This is a genomic window from Novosphingobium sp. HNCC26BN242, from assembly GCF_057180525.1.
In genome coordinates, this window is sequence record NZ_JBXUGM010000001.1 from 766,858 (window position 1) to 788,362 (window position 21,505).

Genomic DNA, 21,505 nt, shown 5'->3' on the forward strand with positions numbered 1-21,505 from the left:
ATCAGGCCGGCGTGCCAAATGCGGCATGCAGGCTGGATTTCCACGCCCGCGTGAATTCGCGCGATACCCGCGCTTCTGGCACCACGAAATCGAAAGCGTGATAGGCCCCCGGGGTGACATGCAGGTGCGTCTGCACGCCAGCGGCGATCAGGCGGCGTGCAAATTCTATATCTTCGTCCACGAACAGGTCGAGTGCACCAACCCCGATGAAACTGGATGGCAGGCCTGCAAGGTTCCCGACCCGCGCAGGTACGCTGCCATCGGGCACGGCGGCAGAACCAGCGGGCTTGCCGAGAAACGACGTCCAACCGAACCGGTTCGCTTCGGCAGACCAACCAATCGTGCCGATATGCGCTGGTGCGGCGCGGGTTGATCCGGTGCGGTCATCAAGCATCGGGTAGAGCATGACGAGGTGGCACGGCTTGATCCGGCCCTTATCCCGCGCCATCAGCGCGACCATGGCCGCAAGCCCGCCGCCTGCGCTTTCGCCCATGATCGCAATGCGCGCCGGATCTATCCCAAGCTGCGCTGCATTCATCACCATCCATTCCAGCGCGGCGTAGTTATCGAGCATAGGGCCGGGACAGGGTGTTTCCGGTGATAGCCGGTAATCGACATTGACCACCACTGCATCGAATTCTGCTGCAAGCGTCTGGCTGAACGCGGTCATATTGCGCGCGCGGCCGGAGATCATGCCGCCGCCGTGGATGTGCAGTATGGCTGGCCGGGCTTTGCTGGAAGGCTTGGCCCCGATCACTTCCACCGGCACCGGCGGAACGCCTGACGATGCAGGAACGATTTGCATCAGCACACCCGGCGCTGGAGCCATTAGCACTGGCGGCGGCACCCACCCCGCGCGCATTGCGGGCAAGGACGTAACGCTGGGCGTAGGCATGCTTTGATTGAGCATTTCCTGTGCCGCAGCGCGCAATTCGGGATCAACCAGCTTGAGTTTATCCGTGCTTTCCATCGCGCCTGAAGCGCTGAGTGTGCTCCCAACCGCTGTGGTAACGGCTAGCGCGCCCATGCCAAGGATGCCAAAGTTCAAGGCTCTGCGACTGATCTGCACGGTATTCTCCGTCAGGGAATGACCCTTTTCAGCCTACCACTTCAAGCAGCTTTTGCAGATCGTCAAGCACCAGTGTCGGTGTATCGCGCAGCGGCAAAGACGTGCTGGTTCCCATCACGCCTGTAGCCAGGCCTATCGACATGGCCCCTGCATCATGTGCCATCCGCATTTCCAGTGCTGGATCATCACCGACCACGACAACCTGCGACGACGCCGATTTGGGCAGGCCCATGATGGTCAAAGCGGTTTCAAATGCTTCTTTTGATGGTTTGCCGAGAATGCGCGGGCGCTTTCGGGTCATCGCCGTAAGCATGGCGTTGATCGGAAAACTGGCACCGATGGCCCGGCCGTTTTCCGTGGCGAAGAATGGCACGTTGCTGGCCGTGACCAGACGAGCGCCCTTCCATAGCGAATCGCACCCAGCTTCCAGCGCGTCGAAATCAAACTCGCGGAACCATCCGGTGTAGACCGCTTCTACGCCTTCTGCAGGTTCGGACGGACCGATGACGTCCAGTCCGGCATCGATCAATGGTGCCGCGCAACCTGCATTGCCCAGCACGCGCACTTTGCCGATCCCCTGTTTTGACAGCCAGACCGCAGCAGAGGATGAGGGGGTAAGCATTTGCTGATCTTCCACCGGGAAGCCGGCATTGCGCAGCGAAGCCGCATAGGCTGCAGGCGGTTTGGCCGTGCCGTTGGTGAAGACGACAAACGGTGTCCCTGCGGCCTTTAATGCCTCAAGCGTGGCGACGGCGTGGGGCAGTGCGCGGTGGCCACCACTCTTGGAATCGCCCAACGCGATGGTGCCGTCCATGTCGAAAATGAAACCGGCGGCGTCTTTCACCCTTGCAGCGAATTCTGGCGTAAAGGTCAAAGTGATGCTCCTGCATGGAGGGCAAGACGAAAGCCATTTCGCTCGATCACCAGATCACGCGCATTTGGCTTGGCCGCGAGTTTGCGCAGCAACGAAAGGATCGGCGCGGCCTGCGGCGAATATGTCGCGCGCGAACGCCCAGCGGCCAGCATCGCATCAACCTGTTCGCCCGGCATGACAGCGCGCAGCAGGAATTCCTCGTCGGGCAGATTCGTGCTGAACTGGCGGCGCAGATCAGCAAGCGCAGGAAACATCGGCTCGCTTTCCAGCTCACGTGAACGGGGCCGGTCCATGATCGTGGCGAGCACCTGCGGATCGACCGGCGAGGTCGGCTTGCCGAATTTGCCCATGCAATAGCGGATCACCTGATCCGAAACTTGCGCATAGCGACGGTCCCCGATCACGTTGAACAGAGCCTGCGTCATGACCATTTGCGGGAACGGCGTGACCATGATCGGGAAGCCCAAATCGGCGCGGACCTGCCCGGTTTCGGCGATCACCGCGTCCATCCGGTCGGCCAGCCCCAGCTCTTCCAACTGGCGCGCAATGGTGGTCATCACGCCGCCTGCAATCTGGTGGCGCAGGAAGCTCGCGTCGAAGTTTTGTGGCATACCCGGAGGTAGCCCCTCTGCCAGCGCGACCTGCTGCCAATAAGTCGTGAGCCGTTTCAGCGCGGCCTTGTCCACGCCGACCTCAAAGCCCGCTTCCTCAAGGTTGGCGACCATACGGTTGGCCTCGGGCAGCGACGATCCATCGCCACCGGGGCCAACGCCGACGTGGATCGCCGAAATGCCAAGCTTGGCGGCTTCCAGACTGGCCATCATACCAAGGCCGACCGTGGTGTGGGCGTGGATTTCGAGCGGACGGTTGCCGATCACGGCTTTTACTGCCGGGACCAAAGTGCGTGCACGGTCTACCGACAGCAGGCCAGCCGGGTCCTTGATATAGAACAGATCGATGTGCGGGCTTTGCCCGACCGCGCGGGCGAAATCGGCATAGAACTGGTCGGTGTGGATTTCAGACAAAGTGAAGGTCAGCGCAGCCATGACTTCGGCGGGGCCTTCTTCCTTTACCAGCTTGGCCGCTTCGATCACGGCGGGCACTTCGTGCATCGGGTCTAGCAGGACGAAACGGCCCACGCCGTTCACCTGCAAAGCGCGATAGACAAGCCGCATGAATTCAGGATCGGCCTGTTGCCATGCGATGAAGCGCAGGCCGGTGGTGATGAATTGCAGCGGTGTGGTGGGCATCGCCGATGCCATCCTGCGCAGCCGCTCCCACGGATTGTTGCGGAAATAGCGGACGGCCACGGCCATGTGGCTGGACGAGGTGAAGTCTATCGCACGAAACCCGCAGGCTTCGGTCAGCGCAGCGGCCTGCAGCATATGCGCGGTATTGAGGCCGGTGGCGCCCCACAGGCTCTGATTCCCATCGCGCATGGTAACATCGACGAGGCGGATCTGCGTCATTGGGCAAGTCCTGCAAGGAAGCCGGTGTCAACACCGCCCGCAATGAAGCGCGGGTCGGCCACGATGCGGCGATGAAGCGGGGCAGTGGTGGGCAGGCCTTCGATGTGCAGCGATTCCAGCGCCTTGCCGAGCCGTTCAACCGCCGCCTCGCGCGTGGGGGCGTGGACGATCAGCTTGCCCATCAATGAATCGTAGAAAGGCGGAACCTCGCCGTTCTGGCTGATGTGGGTGTCTACGCGCACCCCTTCGCCAGCAGGCCAAGCCGCTCGCGTGGCCCGGCCCGGTGTGGGGCGGAAATCGGCGTTGGTGTCTTCGGCATTGATGCGCACTTCGATGGCGTGGCCAGTGGGGCGGATCATCGCCTGCGTCAGGCTCAGCGGCTTGCCCATCGCGACAAGCAATTGCTGTTCAACCAGATCGACCCCAGTGATTGCCTCGGTCACCGGATGCTCCACCTGAATGCGCGCGTTCAGTTCAAGGAAATAGAACGAGAAATCGGTGGCATCGACGAGGAATTCCGCCGTGCCCGCACCGCGATAGCCGAGGTGCTGGGCAAGCCGGACAGCGGCCTGTTCGATGCCCTCGCGCGCTTCGATGGGCATCGCAGGGGCAGGGGCCTCCTCAACCAGCTTCTGAAACCGGCGCTGGATCGAACAATCGCGCGTGCCAAGGTGGATCGCGTTGGTGCCATCGCCGAGCAACTGAACTTCGACATGGCGGCCCATCGCCACGAAGCGTTCGACATAAACCGCGGCATTGCCGAAAGCGGCCTGCGCTTCGGCCTGCGCCATGTCGAGCGCGGTATCGAGGTCTTCGGCGCGGTCCACCCGGCGCATGCCTTTGCCGCCGCCGCCCGATACGGCCTTGAGCAGCAGCGGATAGCCGGTTTGTGCAGCGCGGGTGTGGACATCGGCGCGGGTGGCAGCCTCTCCGCCGGGGAGGACGGGCAAGCCCGCTTCAACCGCCAATGCGCGGGCGGCGAGCTTGTCGCCCATCCCTTCGAGCGTGGCGATGTCTGGGCCGACGAAGCGGATACCAGCAGCTTCAACCGCGCGGGCAAATGCAGCGTTTTCGGACAGGAAACCATAGCCGGGATGGACGGCATCGCAGCCTGAACGGACGGCGGCGGCGACCACGTTTTCGACCGAAAGATAGCTTTGCGAAGATGGGCCGGGGCCAACGATCTCGACCTGATCGGCAAGCTGCGCGGGCAGGGATGTCGCGTCTGCGGCAGACGCGCCCAGCACGGTTTCGATCCCCATGGTGCGCGCAGAGCGGATCACGCGGAGGGCTATTTCTCCGCGATTGGCGATGAACAGTTTGCGGATCATGTCAGCTCAGCCGAAACAGGGCTTCGCCCTTGGCGACCAGCGTCCCATCGGGGACAAGCACTTGCGCAATTGTGCCGCTGCGCCCGGCATGGACCGGGTTCATCAGCTTCATCGTCTCGACAATGCCGATCACGGTTTCTGGGCCGACTTCGTCCCCCACTTGCACGAACGGCGGCGCGCCGGGTTGCGGGGCGTGGTAGAAAGTGCCGGGCAGGGGTGAACAGATCGCCTGCGGATCGGCAGCCGCAGCAGCCACTTCGGCGGCAACTTCACCCCCGGCACCTGCCCACTGCCACTCCTGCGTCAGACCGCCATCTGCGCCATCGCCTTTGGCCAGACGCAGGCGAAAGCGGCGGGTGGACAGATCGAGTTCGCGATAGCCGGAGCTATCAAGGATCGCGGCAATCTCGGCAATATCTTCGTGAGTCAGGGGTAGGTCATCGGTCATTTGGGGGTCAGTTCTTTGCGGCCAGCATTTCACGCGCGGCGGCGGTCACCGCGTCGGAAAAGGCCTCGTCGTTGAAATGAGAGTCGATGGCGGTGACGGGCACGTTTGCGGGCATGACCGATGCCAGATATTCGGCAAAGGGGCCGGGGACGGACAGGTCCTGCAGGTGCCCTTGCGCGCTGTCGTGGCTGGAAAAGCCGCCCAGCGGGGTGAACACGCGCACCGGGCCTTTGGCCTCGCGCACGTTCGCAGCAAGGTGATCGGCCAGCCGCTTGAGGTCGTCCACCCCGGTGCGCACGGCGGTGAGCTGCGGATTGTGCATGTGATAGCGACGGCCCGGGAACTGGACTTCGGACACGTCCAGCGGACCACCGATGATGAAATCGGCATTGCCCGGTGCGATGATTGTGGGGATGCCCTTGGCCAGCCCCGCGCGGCCGCGATCCGGGCCAGAATCCGCCAATCCGCCAAACAGGTGATCGAGGATTTCGGTCTGTGACAGGTCAAGCACCAGCGCCACGTCCTTGTCCCGCGCCAGCGCATCGAGCGTTGGCCCACCAGCGCCTGAGGAGTGGAACACCATGACCTCGCAGCCATCGGCTTCGAGCGCCTGGCGGATGCGCTTGACGCTCGCCTCGGTCGTGCCAAGCGTTGTGATCAGAACTAGTGGCCTGTCTGGCCCCTTGTCGCGGTCATAGCCTTTGGCCATGCCTGCCACGGCATTGGCAGCATTACGGAAAACATCGCGGCTGATCGTGTTGATGCCCGAAATGTCGGTCACCGCATTCATCATCGCGATGTCCTTCACGCCCATATATGGCTTGGTGAAGCCGGAGGCCATGGTCGACACGATCAGCTTGGGCAGGCCATAGGGAAAGCTCTGCATCAGGGCCCCTGCAAGCGCCGAGCCCATGGAACCACCCACGGCAAGAATGCCGGAAACGGGCGATTTTGCGTCCCACGTATGGGCAGCAGCGATTGCCCCCCGTATCATCGCATCTTGGCATTTGCCTTCGTGGCCCAGCGCGCGGACTTCTTCGATGGCCATACCCGCCGCTTCCGCGACTGTTTCGGGAGAAATCTCGGCTCCGCCCACGGTGCGGCGGACACTGGGATCAAGATGCACCACATCTACCCCTGCCGCTTCGAGCGCGGCGCGGGTGAAGTGGGCTTCCTCCTCCTTGGTATCCTGCGTGCAAATGAACAGGACGCTTGGTCTGGTCATATTTTTTGATCCTCTCCGTACGCCTTGTGGTGCGACAGAGTGGTTGACTTTGCACGGGGGTTTCGGGAATTTGCGTTGCACAAGGTGAAACACAGATTTTGCCCGGGGGATAATTGGATGCTGGAACGACGGGTCAAGACCGTCCGCGCGCTTGAGCGTGGGCTGGACGTGCTCATAGAGGTGCAGACGCGCAAGGCGGCAAGCCTGCACGAACTGCATCAGGCAACAGGCCTGCCCAAGGCCACTTTGCTGCGGATGCTGGTCACTTTGGGGCAGAAAGGGCTGGTGTGGCAGAGGCTGGCCGACGGAGCCTATCTGCCCCATGTCGACCGGATCGAACGGGCCTCGGTTACCTCGCCTGCGCACATAGCCGAGATCGCCTCGCCGCACATGAAAGCGCTGTCGACTCGAGTAGCGTGGCCATCTGTGCTGGCCGCACCGCGCCTTGATCACATGGAGATTCTTGAGACGAACAGCCCTCTGTTCAGGCTCGATTCGGCGATTCTCGGTCCAGTTGGTGTCAAGCTGTCTTATATACATACGGCCACCGGACGCGCCTACCTGGCGGCTTGTGGCGATGCCGAACGCGATTCCATTATCGACCGTTTACGCCCGGCAAACCCGCCTGAGGGCAGTGAGGCCGAACTGCGGCAGATGCTGCAGCAGGTTCGCCAGCGTGGCTATGCCACCCGTGATCCGCTGTTGCCATGGCCGGACCGGTCCAAGCAGATGATCTTGCGCGATGGACGCCGATCAATGGCAGTGCCGATCATGGTGAACGGGACACCCATTGCAACGATCAACGTTACGTGGCCCGGCAGACGCGGTGCAGACGAAGCAGTGGTGCAGCGCCATCTCGAAGCTTTGAAGGCTACTGCCCGCGCAATCGGTGCAGCCTTGGAAGAGAAGCCAAATTAAGTTTCACCCTGTGAAATTGGTTTGCTCAGCTAATTATTTCTGAGCGCTGAATCGGTGATGCTCCCAGCAAGGGGAGAGAACACTGATGCGCCAATGGCTGATTTCCGCAGGATCAACGTCGCTCGACGATCTCAGGCTTGTCGACACAGCACTGCCCACGCCCGGTCCGGGCCAAGTGGCAGTGCAAGTCCGCGCCTGTTCGCTCAATTTCCGCGACCAGATCATCCCGCTTGGCTTCTACATGGGCGGCGTGGTGCAGCAGGACACGGTGCCCCTGTCCGATGGCGCGGGTGAAGTGATCGCGGTGGGGGAGGGCGTTTCCTCTGTCGCTGTTGGAGACCGTGTAGCAGGCATCTTCTTTCAGGACTGGATGGACGGCCCGCCCAACCCCAACATGGGTGTGGCGCTGGGTGCGCCGCCAGCGCCGGGCATGCTGCAGGATGTGGTCGTGCTGCCCGAACATGGCGTGGTGAAGCTGGCTGAGACGCTGGACTACACCGAGGCCGCCTGCCTGCCCTGCGCTGGGGTGACAGCATGGAACGCACTGATGGAAGGGCCGCGTCCGGTAAAGGCCGGTGACACTGTGCTTGTGCTGGGCACTGGCGGCGTGTCGCTGCTGGCCTTGCAGATTGCCAAGGCCGCAGGCGCAACCGTGATTGCCACATCGTCATCCGATGAAAAGCTTGAGCGCGTGAAGGCCATGGGTGCCGATCACGTGATCAATTATCGCACCACGCCCGAATGGGGCGCAGAAGCTGCGCGGCTTGCCGGTGGCGGGGTAGACAAGGTCGTCGAAGTTGGCGGGGCTGGCACGATCAAGCAGTCCATCGCCGCTGTCGGCTTTGCTGGTGAAATCGCCCTAATCGGCGTGCTGACTCGCGAGGGTGACACCAACCCGCACGGGCTGATGTTCAAGGGCGCGTCGATCCGGGGGCTCTTCGTCGGGTCAAAGGGCATGGCCCAGCGGCTCAACGCCTTTGTCGATGCGCACGGGATCAAGCCGGTGGTCGATCGCAGCTTTGCGATGGACGCGCTGAAGGATGCCTTTGCCTACCAGTCATCCGCCGGGTTGTTCGGCAAGGTTGCGATTACCCTTTAGCCAGGATTTTTGACGCTGACGCACGACAGATGCGGGGCGCGGGAGAGGATAGGAATGGCGCAAATGCTGGGCTTCGGCCAGCCCTTTGGGGGTGTGATGCAAACCGCTTTCGTGGTGGAAGATGTGCAGGCATCCATCGCACACTTTCAGCGTGATTGCGGGGCTGGGCCGTTCTTTCTGCTCGATCACTTTCTGGCCCCTGACCAGTTTTATCGCGGTGCGCCGTCCACCGCTGATGTCACTATCGCCATGGGCTTTGCCGGGCACATGCAGATCGAGCTGATCCAGCCGCTGGATGGCAACCCGTCAGTCTACCGCGAAACCATCGAACAGCGCGGTTATGGCTTCCATCATTTCGGCATCGCCTGCGCTGATGTGGAAGCATCGCTGACGGACTATCTGGCGCGCGGATACCAGCTTGCATTCAAGGCAGCCGTGCCGACCGGTAGCAGCGTGGCCTACCTTGAGGGCGGGGATGCTGCAGCACCGGGCTTTCTGGAACTGATCCCAGCCACGCCGGGCATGGACGGACACTTCACCGCAATGTGGCAAGCCTCGCTCGATTGGGATGGGGCGGACCCGGTCCGGCCTTTCATCTGAAAAAACAATGAAACGCGTGGAGGGGATAAGAAAGATGGCGCAGGCTGGACCAAGAAGCGGAGGCTACCAGGTGTGGGTCACCGCACTGCTCAGCCTCAATTTCGGCATACTGTTTTTTGATCGCAACGCGCTCAACTTCCTGATGCCATTCGTGCAGCCGGACTTGCAGCTTTCGAACACGCAAGTCGGCATGTTCAGCTCGGCACTGTCGCTCACCTGGGCGCTGTCCGGGCTGGCTGTGGGCCGCATTTCGGATAAGCTGGGGTCGCGCAAGCCGGTGATCGTGGTGGCTACGGTGGCGTTCTGCCTCTGCTCGCTCATCTCCGGCCTTGCATCATCTTTTTTGATGCTGCTGGGCGCGCGGCTGCTGATGGGAGCGGCTGAAGGCGGTGTGATGCCGGTAAGCCACTCGATGATCGTGGCTGAAGTGTCGCCAGAACGGCGTGGCCTCGCCATGGGCGTTGCACAAAACCTCGGGTCAAACTTGCTGGGATCAGGCCTCGCGCCCTTGCTGTTGGTGCCAGTAGCCGTGGCGGTAGGCTGGCGGACGGGGTTCTATCTTGCCGCATTGCCCGGTCTGTTCACCGCTGCGCTGATCTGGTTCACCCTGCGTGAGCCGCCTGCAGAGGTGCACGATGCAGGCGCCCCCACGGTCACGCTGCGGGAGGCTTTCCGCCATCGCAACGTGGTCTTGTGCGCCCTAATCTCAATCCTGCTCGTGTCCTATCTGGTCGTGTGCTGGGCTTTCATGCCGCTGTTCCTGACCAAATATCGCGGCTTCGATCCTGCAACGATGGGTTGGCTGATGGCAACGCTCGGGATTTCCGCCGGGCTCGGCAGCTTTGTGGTTCCCGCCATCTCTGACGCCATCGGGCGGCGTCCGGTGATGATTGCTTTTGCGTTCCTTGGCGTAACCCTGCCGCTCGGCGGGCTGTATTACCAAGGATCAACATGGGTGCTCGCGGCGATCTTCTTCTTCGGGTGGGGTCTCAATGGCTTGTTCCCGATGTTCATGGCGACAATCCCGGCCGAGTCAGTTGATCCCCGTCTTACCGCGACGCTGACCGGCGTGGTGATGGGGGCAGGCGAAGTGCTGGGCGGCGTGCTCGCGCCCCTTTTCGCAGGAGCGTTAGCCGATGTTTACGGGCTGGCCGCGCCGTTGTGGCTGATGCTTGTCTGCGCCGTGCTGGCAGGGATTTGCACGCTGGGCCTGATCGAATCCGCACCGCGCGTGGTCGCGCGGCGCACCGCTCCGGCTTTTGCCTGAGCCCTCACGCTAACGGGAGAAGAACGATGACTGCGCTTCTCAAGTTCAATACCGGCGATGTCGCTCCGTCCGAACGCGCGCGTTACTGGAACGAGATCGCCGATCGCGCCTTTACCGGAACATATGTGAATGTTCCTGGCGAGGATTTTGCCGGGCGCATGCTGGCGTGGCGCGTCGGCCAGCTCGACATGATCCGCACCGATTCAACCCATTCGGCGGTGGGTCGCACGCCATTGCCGCAAAACGAAGAGCGGCTGATCCTGCATCTGCAATGCCGTGGGGTGAGCGAACATAAGCAAAAGCAGGCGGAATGCGCGCTACAGCCGGGCGATTTCGTTCTGGCCAGCCCGCACGAGCCCTATTCGATCAAGCTGAGCGGGCATGAAATGCTCGTGGTGGAATTCCCCCGTGCGCCCTTGGTGGATCGTTTTGCCGGCGTTGACGATGCATTGATGCAGCGGATGTGCGGATCAACGCCGGGCGGAAGGGTGTTCCACGATTTTCTTCTTTCGCTCTGGCAGCATGGTGAACGCGCGGGTGAGGACCCGGAGTGGGAGCAGGGGGTCAATGCCGTCTTCTTCGACCTTGCAGCCATGGCAATGCGCGGGGCGCAACGACCGCATACGGCCATCGTTGAAGATGATCTTCAGGCCCGGGTAAAGGCCATGGTGGCGGCACACATCGAGGATTCGTCGCTGCGCACTGCCTCGATTGCGCAGGCTTGCCGCATTTCGGTGCGCACGGTGCAGAACGTGTTCGCCGCCATGGGCACCACGCCCACCGCCTATATCCTTGAGCAGCGGTTGCGCCGCGCAGCAGACCGTCTGGTTGCGCGGCCCGATGCCAGCATTACAGAAATCGCGTTTGAACTGGGCTTCAACGACAGCGCCTATTTTACGCGCTGCTTCCGCCAGCAGTTTGGCGCAGCCCCACGCGATTGGAGGCTGGGCCGCCCGACAATCGAGCGCGGAACAGTGTCATAAAATCAGCAACCTGCTGCGCAGCAATTGCGCATCAGTCCTGATCGGCTTGCGCCCCAGTGCAAGCAAATGTTTCCGCCAGGCCGTATCACGCTGGCGAGATCTTGAGAGTGACCCGCAAGGGTTGCTCCACCAACAAGGCCAAACAGGGAGAGAAAAAGCATGAAAATGGCATCGGTATCCATTGCTGCAATGGCAGCAGCCATCGCAACACCGGCACTTGCCCAAGATGCGGCGCAGGCCCAGGCCGAAGACAGCGCCGGCGGCATTGCCCAGATCGTGGTGACGGCACAGAAGCGTGCGCAAAACGTGCAGGACGTGCCTATCGCAATTTCGGCGTTCAGCGCCGAAGCGCTGCAGGAACGCGCCGTTGGCAGCGTGGCCTCGCTATCCAATATCTCGCCCAACGTGACGCTTGATGCCGGGACACCGTTTTCGGGCTCGTCCGCCGTGCTTTCGGCCTTCATTCGTGGCATCGGCGCAAACGACTTTGCGTTCAACATCGATCCAGGCGTGGGCGTGTACCTCGATGGCGTCTATCTCGCCCGCTCGGTCGGCGCGAACCAGGATCTGCCCGACGTTGAGCGCATCGAAGTGCTTAAAGGTCCGCAGGGCACGCTGTTTGGCCGCAATACCATCGGCGGCGCGATTTCGATCGTCACGCATGATCCGGGCGATGAATTCCGCTTCAAGGGCGATGTCACCACCGGCCGGTTCGGCTTGTTGCAAACGCGCGGCACCGTCGATGTGCCATTGACCGAAGGCCTTGCTGCATCAGTAAGCTTTTCGACCAAGAACCGCGATGGCTATGTCAAGCGCATTGCATTTCCCGGCGCTTCCAACTTTGCCTCCACCCCGATCACCAATTACAAAGCAGCGGGCTATCGCAATATCGGCTTGGGCACTGAAGGCGGTGACAACAGCTGGAACCTGCGCGGCAAGCTGCGCTATGACAACAAGACCAACCTGCGCATCATCGTGTCAGGCGATTACAGCAACATCGACCAGTCCCAGCTGGCGAACACGCTGATCCAGACGACGCCTGCGGTGTTTGCTGGCACCTACAACTGCGCCATTCAAGGTACGGTGGCTGACAGCTGCGGGGGCGGTCCCCCTGCTTTTGCCTACCTCGGCGGCATCGGCGGCCTGAACAGCATCTTTGACAACCCCACCGTGTTTGGCGTGAACGTCGATGGCGATACGCGCAACAACCGTCTGCCTTATGACAATCGCTTCGTGTCGAGCGATGTCGATGTGTCTTATGCCAATGGCAACAACTATTCAAAGCTGCAGTCCTATGGCGGTTCGGGCACGATCGAGTTCGATCTGTCCGAAACGATCATGCTCAAGTCCATCACCGCCTATCGCGAACTGCACTGGAATGCCGGGATGGACCTTGATGGTTCACCGCTGAATTTCCTGCACACCAGCTTCACAATGAACCAGTACCAGTTCAGCCAGGAACTGCAGCTGAACGGTTCGGCCATGGACAAGAAGCTGAACTATGTGTTGGGCGCATACTTCTTCAAGGAAGCAGGCGATCTGCATGACTATGTGACCTTTGCCGAAGGCCTGCTGCAGGTTGACGGGCCGAACGATTTGTCGACCAAGAACTACGCGTTCTTCGGGCAGATCGATTATCGCCCAACTGAACAGTTCGGCATCACCATCGGCGGTCGTTACACCAAGGAAGACAAGGAATTCGAAGGCTTCCAGTCCGACGCCAACGGCCTGACCTACAAAATCCTCAATCAGATCGGTGTTCCCGAGTGCGCATCGATCAACCCGATCTCGGATGCCTGCCGAGTGGCTGCGGGCTTCCCCAATCAGGGGCAACCGCTGCGCTATTACATTGCCGGAACGCAGCGCAAATCGTTCAGCGACTTTTCGCCCAAGATCGGCCTGCAATATCACCCGACCGATGACGCGATGCTTTATGCCAGCTGGTCAAAGGGTTACAAGACCGGTGGCTGGACCACCCGCCTGTCCAACCCGCTGCCTACTGCGCCTGACTTCAACGAAGAAAAGGCAACGACTTGGGAAATCGGCGTAAAGTCGGTCTTCCTCGACAATCGCCTGCAGGTAAATGCAGCAGCGTTCCAGACGGACTACAAGGGCATCCAGCTGAACTTCCAGCAGGGCGTATCGCCAACCATTCAGAACGCAGGCGATGCGCGGATCAAGGGCTTCGAAGTTGAAGTCGTTGCCGCGCCCACCGATGGCTTCCTGATCAACGCTTCGGTGGGTTACACCGACGCCAAGTACACCGCTGTTCTGGCAGGCGCGCAAGTTGCCGCCAACCCGTTCCAGGCCGGCGTGTTCCCGGGCGCCGATCTGCCCAAGACGCCAAAGTGGAAGTTCAACGTCAGCCCGCGCTATGAACTGGCGGTGGGTGCCGATGCCAAGATCGTGATCCTGGGTGACTGGACGCACACCACGTCGCTTTGGAACGATACCGAGCGAGCCTTCCTGCTGCAGCGCGGCTCGACCGACATCGTCAACGGCAACATCACCTACAAGTCCGGCAACCACTGGGACCTGACCGTGGGCGTCACCAACATCACCGACGAGCGTTATCTGGTGACCGGTCAGGCGCAGATTGCCGGCGGCCAGTTCTACGGCACCTACAGCCGTCCGCGCGAATGGTTCGCACGGCTTGGCGTTGAGTTTTGAGGACTGGGAATTCCGATTGATCTGAACGTGGGCGAGGCTGCTTCCCCGAAGTCTCGCTCACGTTCTCCAAATTCTGGAGAGAAACAATGGCTGAAGCCGCCCACGCCGAATTCTGGAAGGACATCAAGCCGGTAGACAAGGTGTTCCGTGAAGGCGGGCTGCCCGAAGTCTATCTGCCGAAAATCGCCGAGGGCGACGAACGCTACTGGGTGCCAATTTCGGAGACGGTGTTTTCCAAACCCGTATGGATCAGCCCATCAAAGAACATGTGGGCCGACGTTCTGATGAGCAAGACCGCAGGTCTGGTAAACCGCCACTACCACCCGCACCCGATCTGGGCCTACACCATCAGCGGCAAGTGGGCCTATCTTGAGCACGAGTGGACCGCCACGGCAGGCGATTTCGTCTACGAAACGCCGGGCGAGAGCCATACGCTGGTCTGCTACGAACACGAAGACCCGATGAAAGTGTTCTTCGTCGTCTCCGGCCCGCTGATGTGGCTGGACGAGGAAGGCAACACTGTCGGTCATTACGACGTGTTCGATTACATGAAGGCCGCGCGCGAACATTACGACAAGGTCGGCATTGGCGCAGACTATGTCGACACGCTGATCCGCTAAAAAGGACACCTGCCATGAACGTGATGACCGCGCCGCCATCGAACAAGGCCGAAATTGTTGATGTGCCCTTTGCGCACAAGGATCTGGTGGCGCGGCTCAGCCCCGGCGGGCGCTATATCGATGCACAGACCGATGCGGACAGCCCGTGGGTGCCATTCGGCGAAAATGCTGCGATCAAGCATCTGGCGTTCGATGTGCGGCAGAACCTCTATTCGAACATCCTGTGGGTCAAAAGCCCCGGTGTGATCGGCACGCACTTCCATCGTGGCACGATAACGATGGTCTGCCTCGAAGGCAGCGTTCGCTATCTGGAATATGATTGGGTGGCAACGCCGGGCGGGTTGATCCTTGAAACACCGGGCGAAAGCCACACCCTCGTCACTGACCATCCGCAGGGCTGCAAGCTGTTCGGCTGGATGCAGGGTCCCATCGAATTTTACGACGAAAACGCCGTACTGGTCGATACCGCAGACGTGTGGTGGTTCATCCACCACTACGAGACCTACTGCCGCGAAAACGGCATCGCCATCAACCCCAAGCTCTATCTCTGAGGCTCCCATGGCTACGATGACTGCACCGCCATCCGGCGCTTACAAGATTGTCGATGTTCCCGAACTCTATGGTGATCTCATTCGCACCAAGGGCGTTGAAGGCAGCTATGTCGGCTCGTCCGAGGCGGAAAGCCCGTGGGTGCCGTTTGGCGAAAATGCCGCAATCCGGCATCTGGCCTTTGACGTGCGCGAGAACGTCTACGTCAACATCCTGTGGATCAAGGGACCGGGCGTGATCGGCACGCACAAACACCGTGGCAAGGTGTGGGCCGTCGGCTTGGAAGGCACCTTCCGCTATCTGGAATATGATTGGGTCTGCGGTCCGGGTGATTTCATCACCGAAACGCCGGGCACGGCGCACACGCTTGTCACCGACAACCCTAGCGGCATGAAGGCTCTGTTCCACATGCAGGGCGCCAACGAGTTCTTTGACGACAACGGCAACCACGTCGAAACACTCGACGTGTGGTGGTTCATGAATCACTATGAAAGCTACTGCAAGGAACACGGCATCGCGATCAACCCCGCGCTCTACCGCTGAGGATTGCGGAATGAGCGGGGAGCATGCGCCGGTTCCAAAGCTAGGAAGTGAGCCACGCGGCACGTATCTGCGCAACGCATGGTATGTTGCGGGTTGGGCCGATGAACTGGGTGAGAAGCCGCAGCAGCGCACGTTCCTTGAAGAACCGGTCGCACTGTTCCGCGATGGGCAAGGCGTGGCGCAGGCGGTCAGCGGGCGCTGTCCGCACCGGTTTGCGCCGCTGGGGCATGGGCAGGTGGTCGAAGGCGCGCTGATGTGCCCCTACCACGGGTTGCGCTTTGATGGGGCAGGGCGCTGCGTCCACAATCCGCACCCCGGCGGGCAGTTGCCCGATGCGCAATTGCAGGTCTATCCGTTGGTCGAACGCCACGCGCTGCTTTGGATCTGGATGGGCAATGCAGGCAAAGCTGATCCGTCAACAATCCCTGATTTCGCGTGGCTGTCCGACCCCAAATGGGAAGCGGTGCGCGGCGCGACTGTGGCCGAGGGGCATTACGAACTCTACAGCGACAACATCCTTGATCTCAGCCACGCCAATTTCGTTCACCCCGCACTGGTCGCCAGCGCCTTTACCGAAGGCGAGCGCAAGTTCTGGCAGGATGGCGAGCATGTCTTTGCCGAATATGTGCGGCTGAACGATCTGCTGTCAGTGGGCATTTCCGCCGTGATGGGCACCGAAGGCCGCCCACAGGACTTCTACGGCATGGTGCAATGGCACGCACCCGCTGTGCTCTATTTCGATTTCCGCGCAGGCGATCCGGGCACGCCGCGTGAGGACTGCACACTCCTGCCATCGCTTCACGCATTCACCCCCGAAACACCTGATACCACGCATTATTTCTGGGCCACCGCGCGTGATTACAAGTTGGGCGATGGGGAATTCACCGCCGCCATGCGTGGTGCGCTGGAATTCGCGTTCGAACAGGAAGACATGCCGCTTATCCGCGACAGCCACCGCCTGATGCGCGGGGCCGACTTCTGGGATTTGCGCCCGCTGATCCTTGGCGGAGACGGTGGCGGGGTGCGCGCGCGGCGCATGTTGCAGCGCCTGATCGAGCGAGAAAAACAGCAAGCCGTCGCCTGAAAAACACAAAAAACAAGAGGATGCCAATGGGAACGCTCGACAGGTTCGATATCAAGGGACGCTCAGCGCTGATCACCGGCGCAGCATCGGGCATCGGCCTCGCTTATGCCGAAGCCATGGCCGAAGCAGGCGCGCTCGTCACGCTGACCGACCTTGACGGCGAAGGAGCGACACGCGAAGCCGCACGCCTGCAGGGTGAGGGCTATTCCGTCCGGGCCGACCGGCTCGACGTTTCCGACTGGGACAGCGTCGCCGGCGCCTTCGATGCCCATGCGGCGGCCTATGGCGGGCTGGACATCTGCTTTGCCAATGCCGGGATCGATACCGGCGCAGGCTTCTGGAACCCGGCGGGGCACCGCAATGCCGATGGGCAGGTGGACACGTATGATCACAAGCGCTGGGACCGCTCGATCCAGGTCAACCTCAACGGCGTATTCTACACTGTCAGCAATGCGGTGCGCATCATGAAGCAGGAAGGCCGCACCAATGGCCGCACCGGTGGGTCGATCGTCACCACCGCATCCAACGCAGGCCTTGTGACCGAACCCATCGTCGGCCTGCCCTACATGCCCGCCAAGGCCGGCGTGCTGCACATGGTCCGCGCGCTGGGATTGGAACTGGCGGAGTTCAAGATCCGCATCAACGCCATCGCGCCCGGGCCGTTCGTCACCAACATCGGCGGGGGCTGGCTGAAAAAGGACCCGGTCGCCCGCGCCGCATGGGATGCCATCGTGCCGCTTGGCTCCGTAGCTGAAACCGAACAGTTGAAGCCGCTGGCGCTGCTGCTGGCCTCGGATGCCTCTGATTACATGACTGGTAGCCACGTGGTAATCGATGGCGGCATGATGCTGGGCAAGTACAAGTAGGAGCTACCGTCATGCGCGCCGCCGTGATGCAGGGCCTGCACAAGCCGCTTGCTGTCGAAACAGTAGACGACCCCACGCCCGGCGAAGGCGATGTCGTGGTCAAGGTTGGCCGCTGTGGCATTTGCGGGTCGGACCTGCACATGACCGAAGACCCGGCCTATGGACAAGGCGCTGGCTCGATCCTCGGCCACGAGTTCGCAGGCGAAGTCGTCGCACTGGGCAAGGGCGTGGAAGGCCTGCGCACCGGCGATCTGGTCTCCGTCATCCCGCTCAAAAGCTGCGGCCAGTGCCATTCGTGCCGCACCGGCGCGGTGCAGTGGTGCGAGACCTTCGGCCTGCAAGGCGGCGGCTATGCCGAATATGCGCTGACCCGGCCCAACCAGTGCGTGCGCCTGCCCGCCAGCGCCAGCCTTGCCGATGGAGCTATAGTGGAGCCACTGGCCGTGGCGCTGCATGGCCTTGCGCTCAGCGGCATGACCATCGGCGACAAGGTGCTGGTGCTTGGCGCTGGCCCCATCGGCCTTGCCATCGCCTTCTGGGCGCGGCGTTTTGGTGCAGGGCGCGTGGTGGTACAGGACTTGTCCGAATGGCAGCGCGACCGTGCCCTGCAAATGGGCGCGCACGATTTCGTCGTCGATCCCGCCGATCCTGTCGGCAGTGCCGAACGCGCGCTTGGCGGGAAAGCCGATGTCGTGTTCGAATGCGTTGGCGTGCCCGGCCTGATCGCGCAAGCCGTTGATCAAGCCCGCAACAATGGGACGATTGTGCTGCTCGGCCTGTGCACCCGGCCCGATACGTTCAACAGCTTTGCCATGCTGTCAAAGCAGGTGCGGCTGATCACGTCCGCCTTCTTCACCCGGCAGGAATACGAAGCCGCGCTCGATGCGCTGGATCGCGGGGCGGTGGAGCCGCGCCTGCTGGTGACCGATACCATCGCGCTGGCCGCAACGCCGGACGTGTTCGAAAGCCTGCGCCAGCGCACCCACCAGTGCAAAGTGCTGATCGATCCGTTCAGCTGACGTCAGCGTTTGGGCGCAAGCAAAAACACCACATAACCCCGAAACTGCGGCTGCGCTTTCAGCGTGGCCGGGGCCTGCCAATCGCCCCCTTCGACCAGCGCCACGCGGAACGGAATGGGGAAATCCGCCATCTGTTCGAAGTATGCGCCATAGCCCGGTATGGTCGTCCGGCCCTGATAAGTCTGCACCACCACTTCATCAACTACCTGTGCCAACTCCGCCAAGGCGCGGGGATCGCCATTGGCGCTCCAGTCCATCAAGCCAGTGATTGAAAGCTGCGTGCCCTCCGGCAACCGCGCACGCAGGTCCTTCAGAAACCCCGCATAGCCTTCGATCCCGCGCGTGGCCGCGTCGAAATCGATCTGCAACCCGGTCACGTCATTCCCGGCCTTCCGCCAGCGCTCAAGGTCGGCAAGGATGGTGGCATAAGTCGCATCGCTCCAGTCAAGCCGTTCAGCCCGCACCACCAGCCACAGTGTGCGGCCCGGAAGGCGCGGCACACCCAGCCGCAGCCGTTCCAGCCGCACAGCGCCTTCGCGGCGGACCTCGCCATCCAGCAGATAAACGGTCTTTGCCGCAATATCTGGCGCGGGCTTCACTCCGGGCCAAACATAGATCGCGTCAAACGCCGTAGCTCGTACTTTCGGGGCAGGGGGCGTCTGCTCGCACCCGCCAACCAGCGCTGCGGCCAGTACCAGCGCAACAAATCGCCTCACCAGTAGAAGCGCAGGCTCTTGGCCCATTGGCTGGACGGATAGCGCTGTTTCAGCTCGGTAAACCACGCTTTGCGCGTGGCCAGTGGCACTTGCGCAGCGTCCAGTTCCTCCATCGTCCGCGATGGCCCCCTGCATCCGTTGTAACCAGAAGGCGCATAGCAGCGGATTGCCCGATAAAGCGCATAGGACCGCAGTTCTGCCGCAACCCCTTTGTCGGCAATGATCGCGGCATAGATCGCATCGCGCGACAGTGTGCGGCCAGCGAACCCATCCGGTCCTGCCCCCAGCACCATGTCTCCACCATCTGCTCGGTACAGGGTAAAATCATCAAACCCATTGATCCGGTAGAAATCGCCAAGGCACAACCGCGCCCGCGCATCACCGGGCGCGCGCGCCAGCGTTGCCGCGGTTTCGGCAAGGGCAGGGCAGGGGAACCCGTCCGACCAGCGGCCCTTGCGGAACAACCCCGCAGGGACCGCATCCTGCCGCGCAAAGTCCCACAGCCCGCCATCAGTGTTCGCATCCGTCGGAACCAGCGCCAGATCGCGGGTAAAGTCGGCATAGGCCCCACGCGTCAGGTCCTTGTAAAGCAGCGTAAAGCGCGCAACATCCCGCTCATGCAGCGGGCGCCCGGCGTCTGCAGCATTGGCGCGCAGAATGGTCGGGCTCGCCACAGTCTGGAGCATGATCTCGCGGATCGAAGGATCAGTTATTGGCGATCCCGGGGCGAACACCTGCGCCACGCGGCCATCGCGCTGCCAGCGCACGGCTAGCCCCAGTTCCGCCAAGGGCCGCTGATAAAGCGGGCTCGCCCCGCCGATCAGGTCGCGCCAGAAACCCGCCTCGTTGGGATCGCGCAACCGGCTCAGTGCCATGCCGCGCACCATCTGGCGGCTAAACGCCAACGGCGTATAGCTGGTCTGGCGGGCGGCATCGGGCAGAATGCCAAGGATCGGTTTCGGGTCCTCTCCCGCATAAGCAATCCGGCTCGCATCCAGCAGGCCGAACAGCTCAGGATGCCTTGCAAACTGCGCCTTCTGCGCCGCCAGATCCGCCGCTGATAGACCGATGGTATCATCGCCTGAAGGCCGCATCTGCTTCAGATTGGCCGCAGCCAGTAGCAGGGGAGCCTTGCCTTGTGCGGCAATCACCTTGGCCGCATCTCCCCGTTCCAGCAGCTTGATGTCGATTTCCTCAGCCAGATCAGCCGCCGCTTCCTGCGATCCCGGCGTGCTCGCCAGCATGGCCTCGTATGTGCCAACCAGCGCATCGGTATCGCCGCCCAGCCAAGCCACGCGCCGCTTGAGCCCGAATGCCGACGCTGCATAGCGCCCCGAAGGATAGGCCTTGAGATAAGCCGCAATGCCGTCACGCGCCTGCGCAAGCGCCGCGGCATCGATCTTTTCCGGCCCGGCAAAATCGCCCCATTCGTCCACCGCCGGAACAATTGCCGCGCGAAGGCCAATGCGGATCGGCATGTAGCTGGCTGTCTCTGCCACCCACTTCGCACTCGCCTTGTTCAGTGCAGCAAATCCCTGATTGGCTGCAGCATAATCGCCCTTGTGAAAGGCATCGGCAGCTTTCAGATAAGCCAGATATTCCCGCCCCGGCTTGCTGGAAAAGGCAGCATCGTTCCACTGCCTATCGTTGCAACCTGTCGTCGCGCGCAGCGCTGAAAGTGCTGTGCGTTCCTCTGCCGAAAGCCCCGATTCAGCGGCAATGGCATCAAGAAACGCAGGGCTGCCATTCACTGCAGGTTCGCAAACTTGCGCTGGATCTTCGGCCAGTTCCGCCACGGCAACGTCCGGCCACAACGCAGATCGCAACCCCCGCCAGGACATGAAAGCCCGGCCAAACTGCGGATCGTTGCTATCGAACGGTGGCGATGGCGCGGGGTCTTCTGCCACATGCAAGCTGCGCATCAGCATCAGCAGGTTGATCCGCGTGTCGTTGCCCGGGCTGATCATCGCCCGCCCGGCACAGTCATAATCGCCCGAAGCAACCTGCCAGCCCGGCGCGCATGATGAATCCGCACAGGCCCACACCGCAGTGCCAACCCCTGCCGTCGCCAGCGCCAAAATGCCGACTGTGCGAATCCCGTATCTTGCCGTTTTCATGGCCAAAGCCTGCGCACGTTACCGCGTCGAGGCAATGA

The 21,505-nt window shown here is 61.8% G+C and carries 20 protein-coding genes; 12 read left to right on the top strand and 8 right to left on the bottom strand.

The window, feature by feature from the left end; translation table 11 throughout:
• Position 1: 1 nt before the first annotated feature.
• Genes AC2A1F_RS03655 through AC2A1F_RS03680 form a run of 6 tightly spaced genes read right to left on the bottom strand, consistent with a single transcriptional unit; the run spans position 2 to position 6,416 of the window.
• Positions 2-1,069, bottom strand: a complete 1,068-nt coding sequence (locus AC2A1F_RS03655) for an alpha/beta hydrolase (RefSeq protein ID WP_484207394.1) — start codon at positions 1,067-1,069, stop codon at positions 2-4.
• 28 nt (positions 1,070-1,097) lie between these two features.
• Entirely contained in the window at positions 1,098-1,943 is an 846-nt protein-coding gene (locus tag AC2A1F_RS03660) for an HAD-IIA family hydrolase (RefSeq protein ID WP_484207395.1), read from the bottom strand.
• Entirely contained in the window at positions 1,940-3,412 is a 1,473-nt protein-coding gene (locus AC2A1F_RS03665) for a biotin carboxyl carrier protein (protein WP_484207396.1), read from the bottom strand. Before AC2A1F_RS03665 ends, AC2A1F_RS03660 begins: the two co-directional genes overlap by 4 nt.
• Positions 3,409-4,743, bottom strand: a complete 1,335-nt coding sequence (locus AC2A1F_RS03670) for an acetyl-CoA carboxylase biotin carboxylase subunit (RefSeq protein ID WP_484207397.1) — start codon at positions 4,741-4,743, stop codon at positions 3,409-3,411. The genes AC2A1F_RS03665 and AC2A1F_RS03670 overlap by 4 nt, the downstream gene beginning before the upstream one ends.
• Before the next feature lies 1 nt (position 4,744).
• Entirely contained in the window at positions 4,745-5,191 is a 447-nt protein-coding gene (locus AC2A1F_RS03675) for an acetyl-CoA carboxylase biotin carboxyl carrier protein (protein ID WP_484207398.1), read from the bottom strand.
• Positions 5,192-5,198: 7 nt separating this feature from the next.
• Positions 5,199-6,416, bottom strand: a complete 1,218-nt coding sequence (locus tag AC2A1F_RS03680) for a Tm-1-like ATP-binding domain-containing protein (RefSeq protein WP_484207399.1) — start codon at positions 6,414-6,416, stop codon at positions 5,199-5,201.
• A 117-nt stretch (positions 6,417-6,533) separates the two neighbouring features.
• Here AC2A1F_RS03680 and AC2A1F_RS03685 point away from each other — a divergent pair, with 117 nt between their 5' ends.
• The 12 genes from AC2A1F_RS03685 (at position 6,534) to AC2A1F_RS03740 (ending at position 18,634) form a co-directional block, all read left to right on the top strand.
• Complete coding sequence (locus AC2A1F_RS03685) at positions 6,534-7,334, top strand: IclR family transcriptional regulator domain-containing protein (protein ID WP_484207400.1); 801 nt, start codon at positions 6,534-6,536, stop codon at positions 7,332-7,334.
• 85 nt (positions 7,335-7,419) lie between these two features.
• Positions 7,420-8,433: a zinc-dependent alcohol dehydrogenase family protein gene (locus tag AC2A1F_RS03690; RefSeq protein ID WP_484207401.1), complete on the top strand. Its 1,014-nt coding sequence runs from the start codon at positions 7,420-7,422 to the stop codon at positions 8,431-8,433.
• Between the two features lie 54 nt (positions 8,434-8,487).
• Complete coding sequence (locus tag AC2A1F_RS03695; protein ID WP_484207402.1) at positions 8,488-9,033, top strand: VOC family protein; 546 nt, start codon at positions 8,488-8,490, stop codon at positions 9,031-9,033.
• Positions 9,034-9,103: 70 nt separating this feature from the next.
• Positions 9,104-10,300: an MFS transporter gene (locus AC2A1F_RS03700; protein WP_484207403.1), complete on the top strand. Its 1,197-nt coding sequence runs from the start codon at positions 9,104-9,106 to the stop codon at positions 10,298-10,300.
• A gap of 26 nt (positions 10,301-10,326) precedes the next feature.
• Complete coding sequence (locus tag AC2A1F_RS03705) at positions 10,327-11,283, top strand: AraC family transcriptional regulator (protein WP_484207404.1); 957 nt, start codon at positions 10,327-10,329, stop codon at positions 11,281-11,283.
• A 159-nt stretch (positions 11,284-11,442) separates the two neighbouring features.
• Positions 11,443-13,953, top strand: coding sequence for a TonB-dependent receptor (locus tag AC2A1F_RS03710; RefSeq protein WP_484207405.1), 2,511 nt, complete (start codon positions 11,443-11,445; stop codon positions 13,951-13,953).
• 86 nt (positions 13,954-14,039) lie between these two features.
• Positions 14,040-14,573, top strand: coding sequence for a 2,4'-dihydroxyacetophenone dioxygenase family protein (locus AC2A1F_RS03715; protein WP_484207406.1), 534 nt, complete (start codon positions 14,040-14,042; stop codon positions 14,571-14,573).
• A gap of 14 nt (positions 14,574-14,587) precedes the next feature.
• Entirely contained in the window at positions 14,588-15,124 is a 537-nt protein-coding gene (locus tag AC2A1F_RS03720) for a 2,4'-dihydroxyacetophenone dioxygenase family protein (RefSeq protein WP_484207407.1), read from the top strand.
• A 7-nt stretch (positions 15,125-15,131) separates the two neighbouring features.
• The gene (locus AC2A1F_RS03725) at positions 15,132-15,665 is read left to right on the top strand and encodes a 2,4'-dihydroxyacetophenone dioxygenase family protein (RefSeq protein WP_484207408.1); all 534 of its coding nucleotides are present in this window, start codon (positions 15,132-15,134) and stop codon (positions 15,663-15,665) included.
• Positions 15,666-15,675: 10 nt separating this feature from the next.
• On the top strand, positions 15,676-16,749 hold the full coding sequence (locus tag AC2A1F_RS03730) for a Rieske 2Fe-2S domain-containing protein (RefSeq protein ID WP_484207409.1): 1,074 nt from the start codon (positions 15,676-15,678) through the stop codon (positions 16,747-16,749).
• 26 nt (positions 16,750-16,775) lie between these two features.
• Complete coding sequence (locus AC2A1F_RS03735) at positions 16,776-17,615, top strand: SDR family NAD(P)-dependent oxidoreductase (RefSeq protein ID WP_484207410.1); 840 nt, start codon at positions 16,776-16,778, stop codon at positions 17,613-17,615.
• A gap of 11 nt (positions 17,616-17,626) precedes the next feature.
• Positions 17,627-18,634, top strand: a complete 1,008-nt coding sequence (locus AC2A1F_RS03740; protein WP_484207411.1) for a zinc-binding dehydrogenase — start codon at positions 17,627-17,629, stop codon at positions 18,632-18,634.
• 2 nt (positions 18,635-18,636) lie between these two features.
• Here AC2A1F_RS03740 and AC2A1F_RS03745 read toward each other — a convergent pair whose 3' ends face one another.
• Both AC2A1F_RS03745 and AC2A1F_RS03750 read right to left on the bottom strand, forming a co-directional pair.
• Complete coding sequence (locus AC2A1F_RS03745; protein ID WP_484207412.1) at positions 18,637-19,350, bottom strand: DUF3142 domain-containing protein; 714 nt, start codon at positions 19,348-19,350, stop codon at positions 18,637-18,639.
• A complete protein-coding gene (locus AC2A1F_RS03750) occupies positions 19,347-21,467 on the bottom strand; it encodes a PA5441 family protein (RefSeq protein WP_484207413.1) in 2,121 nt (706 codons plus the stop codon). The genes AC2A1F_RS03745 and AC2A1F_RS03750 overlap by 4 nt, the downstream gene beginning before the upstream one ends.
• Positions 21,468-21,505: the final 38 nt, after the last annotated feature.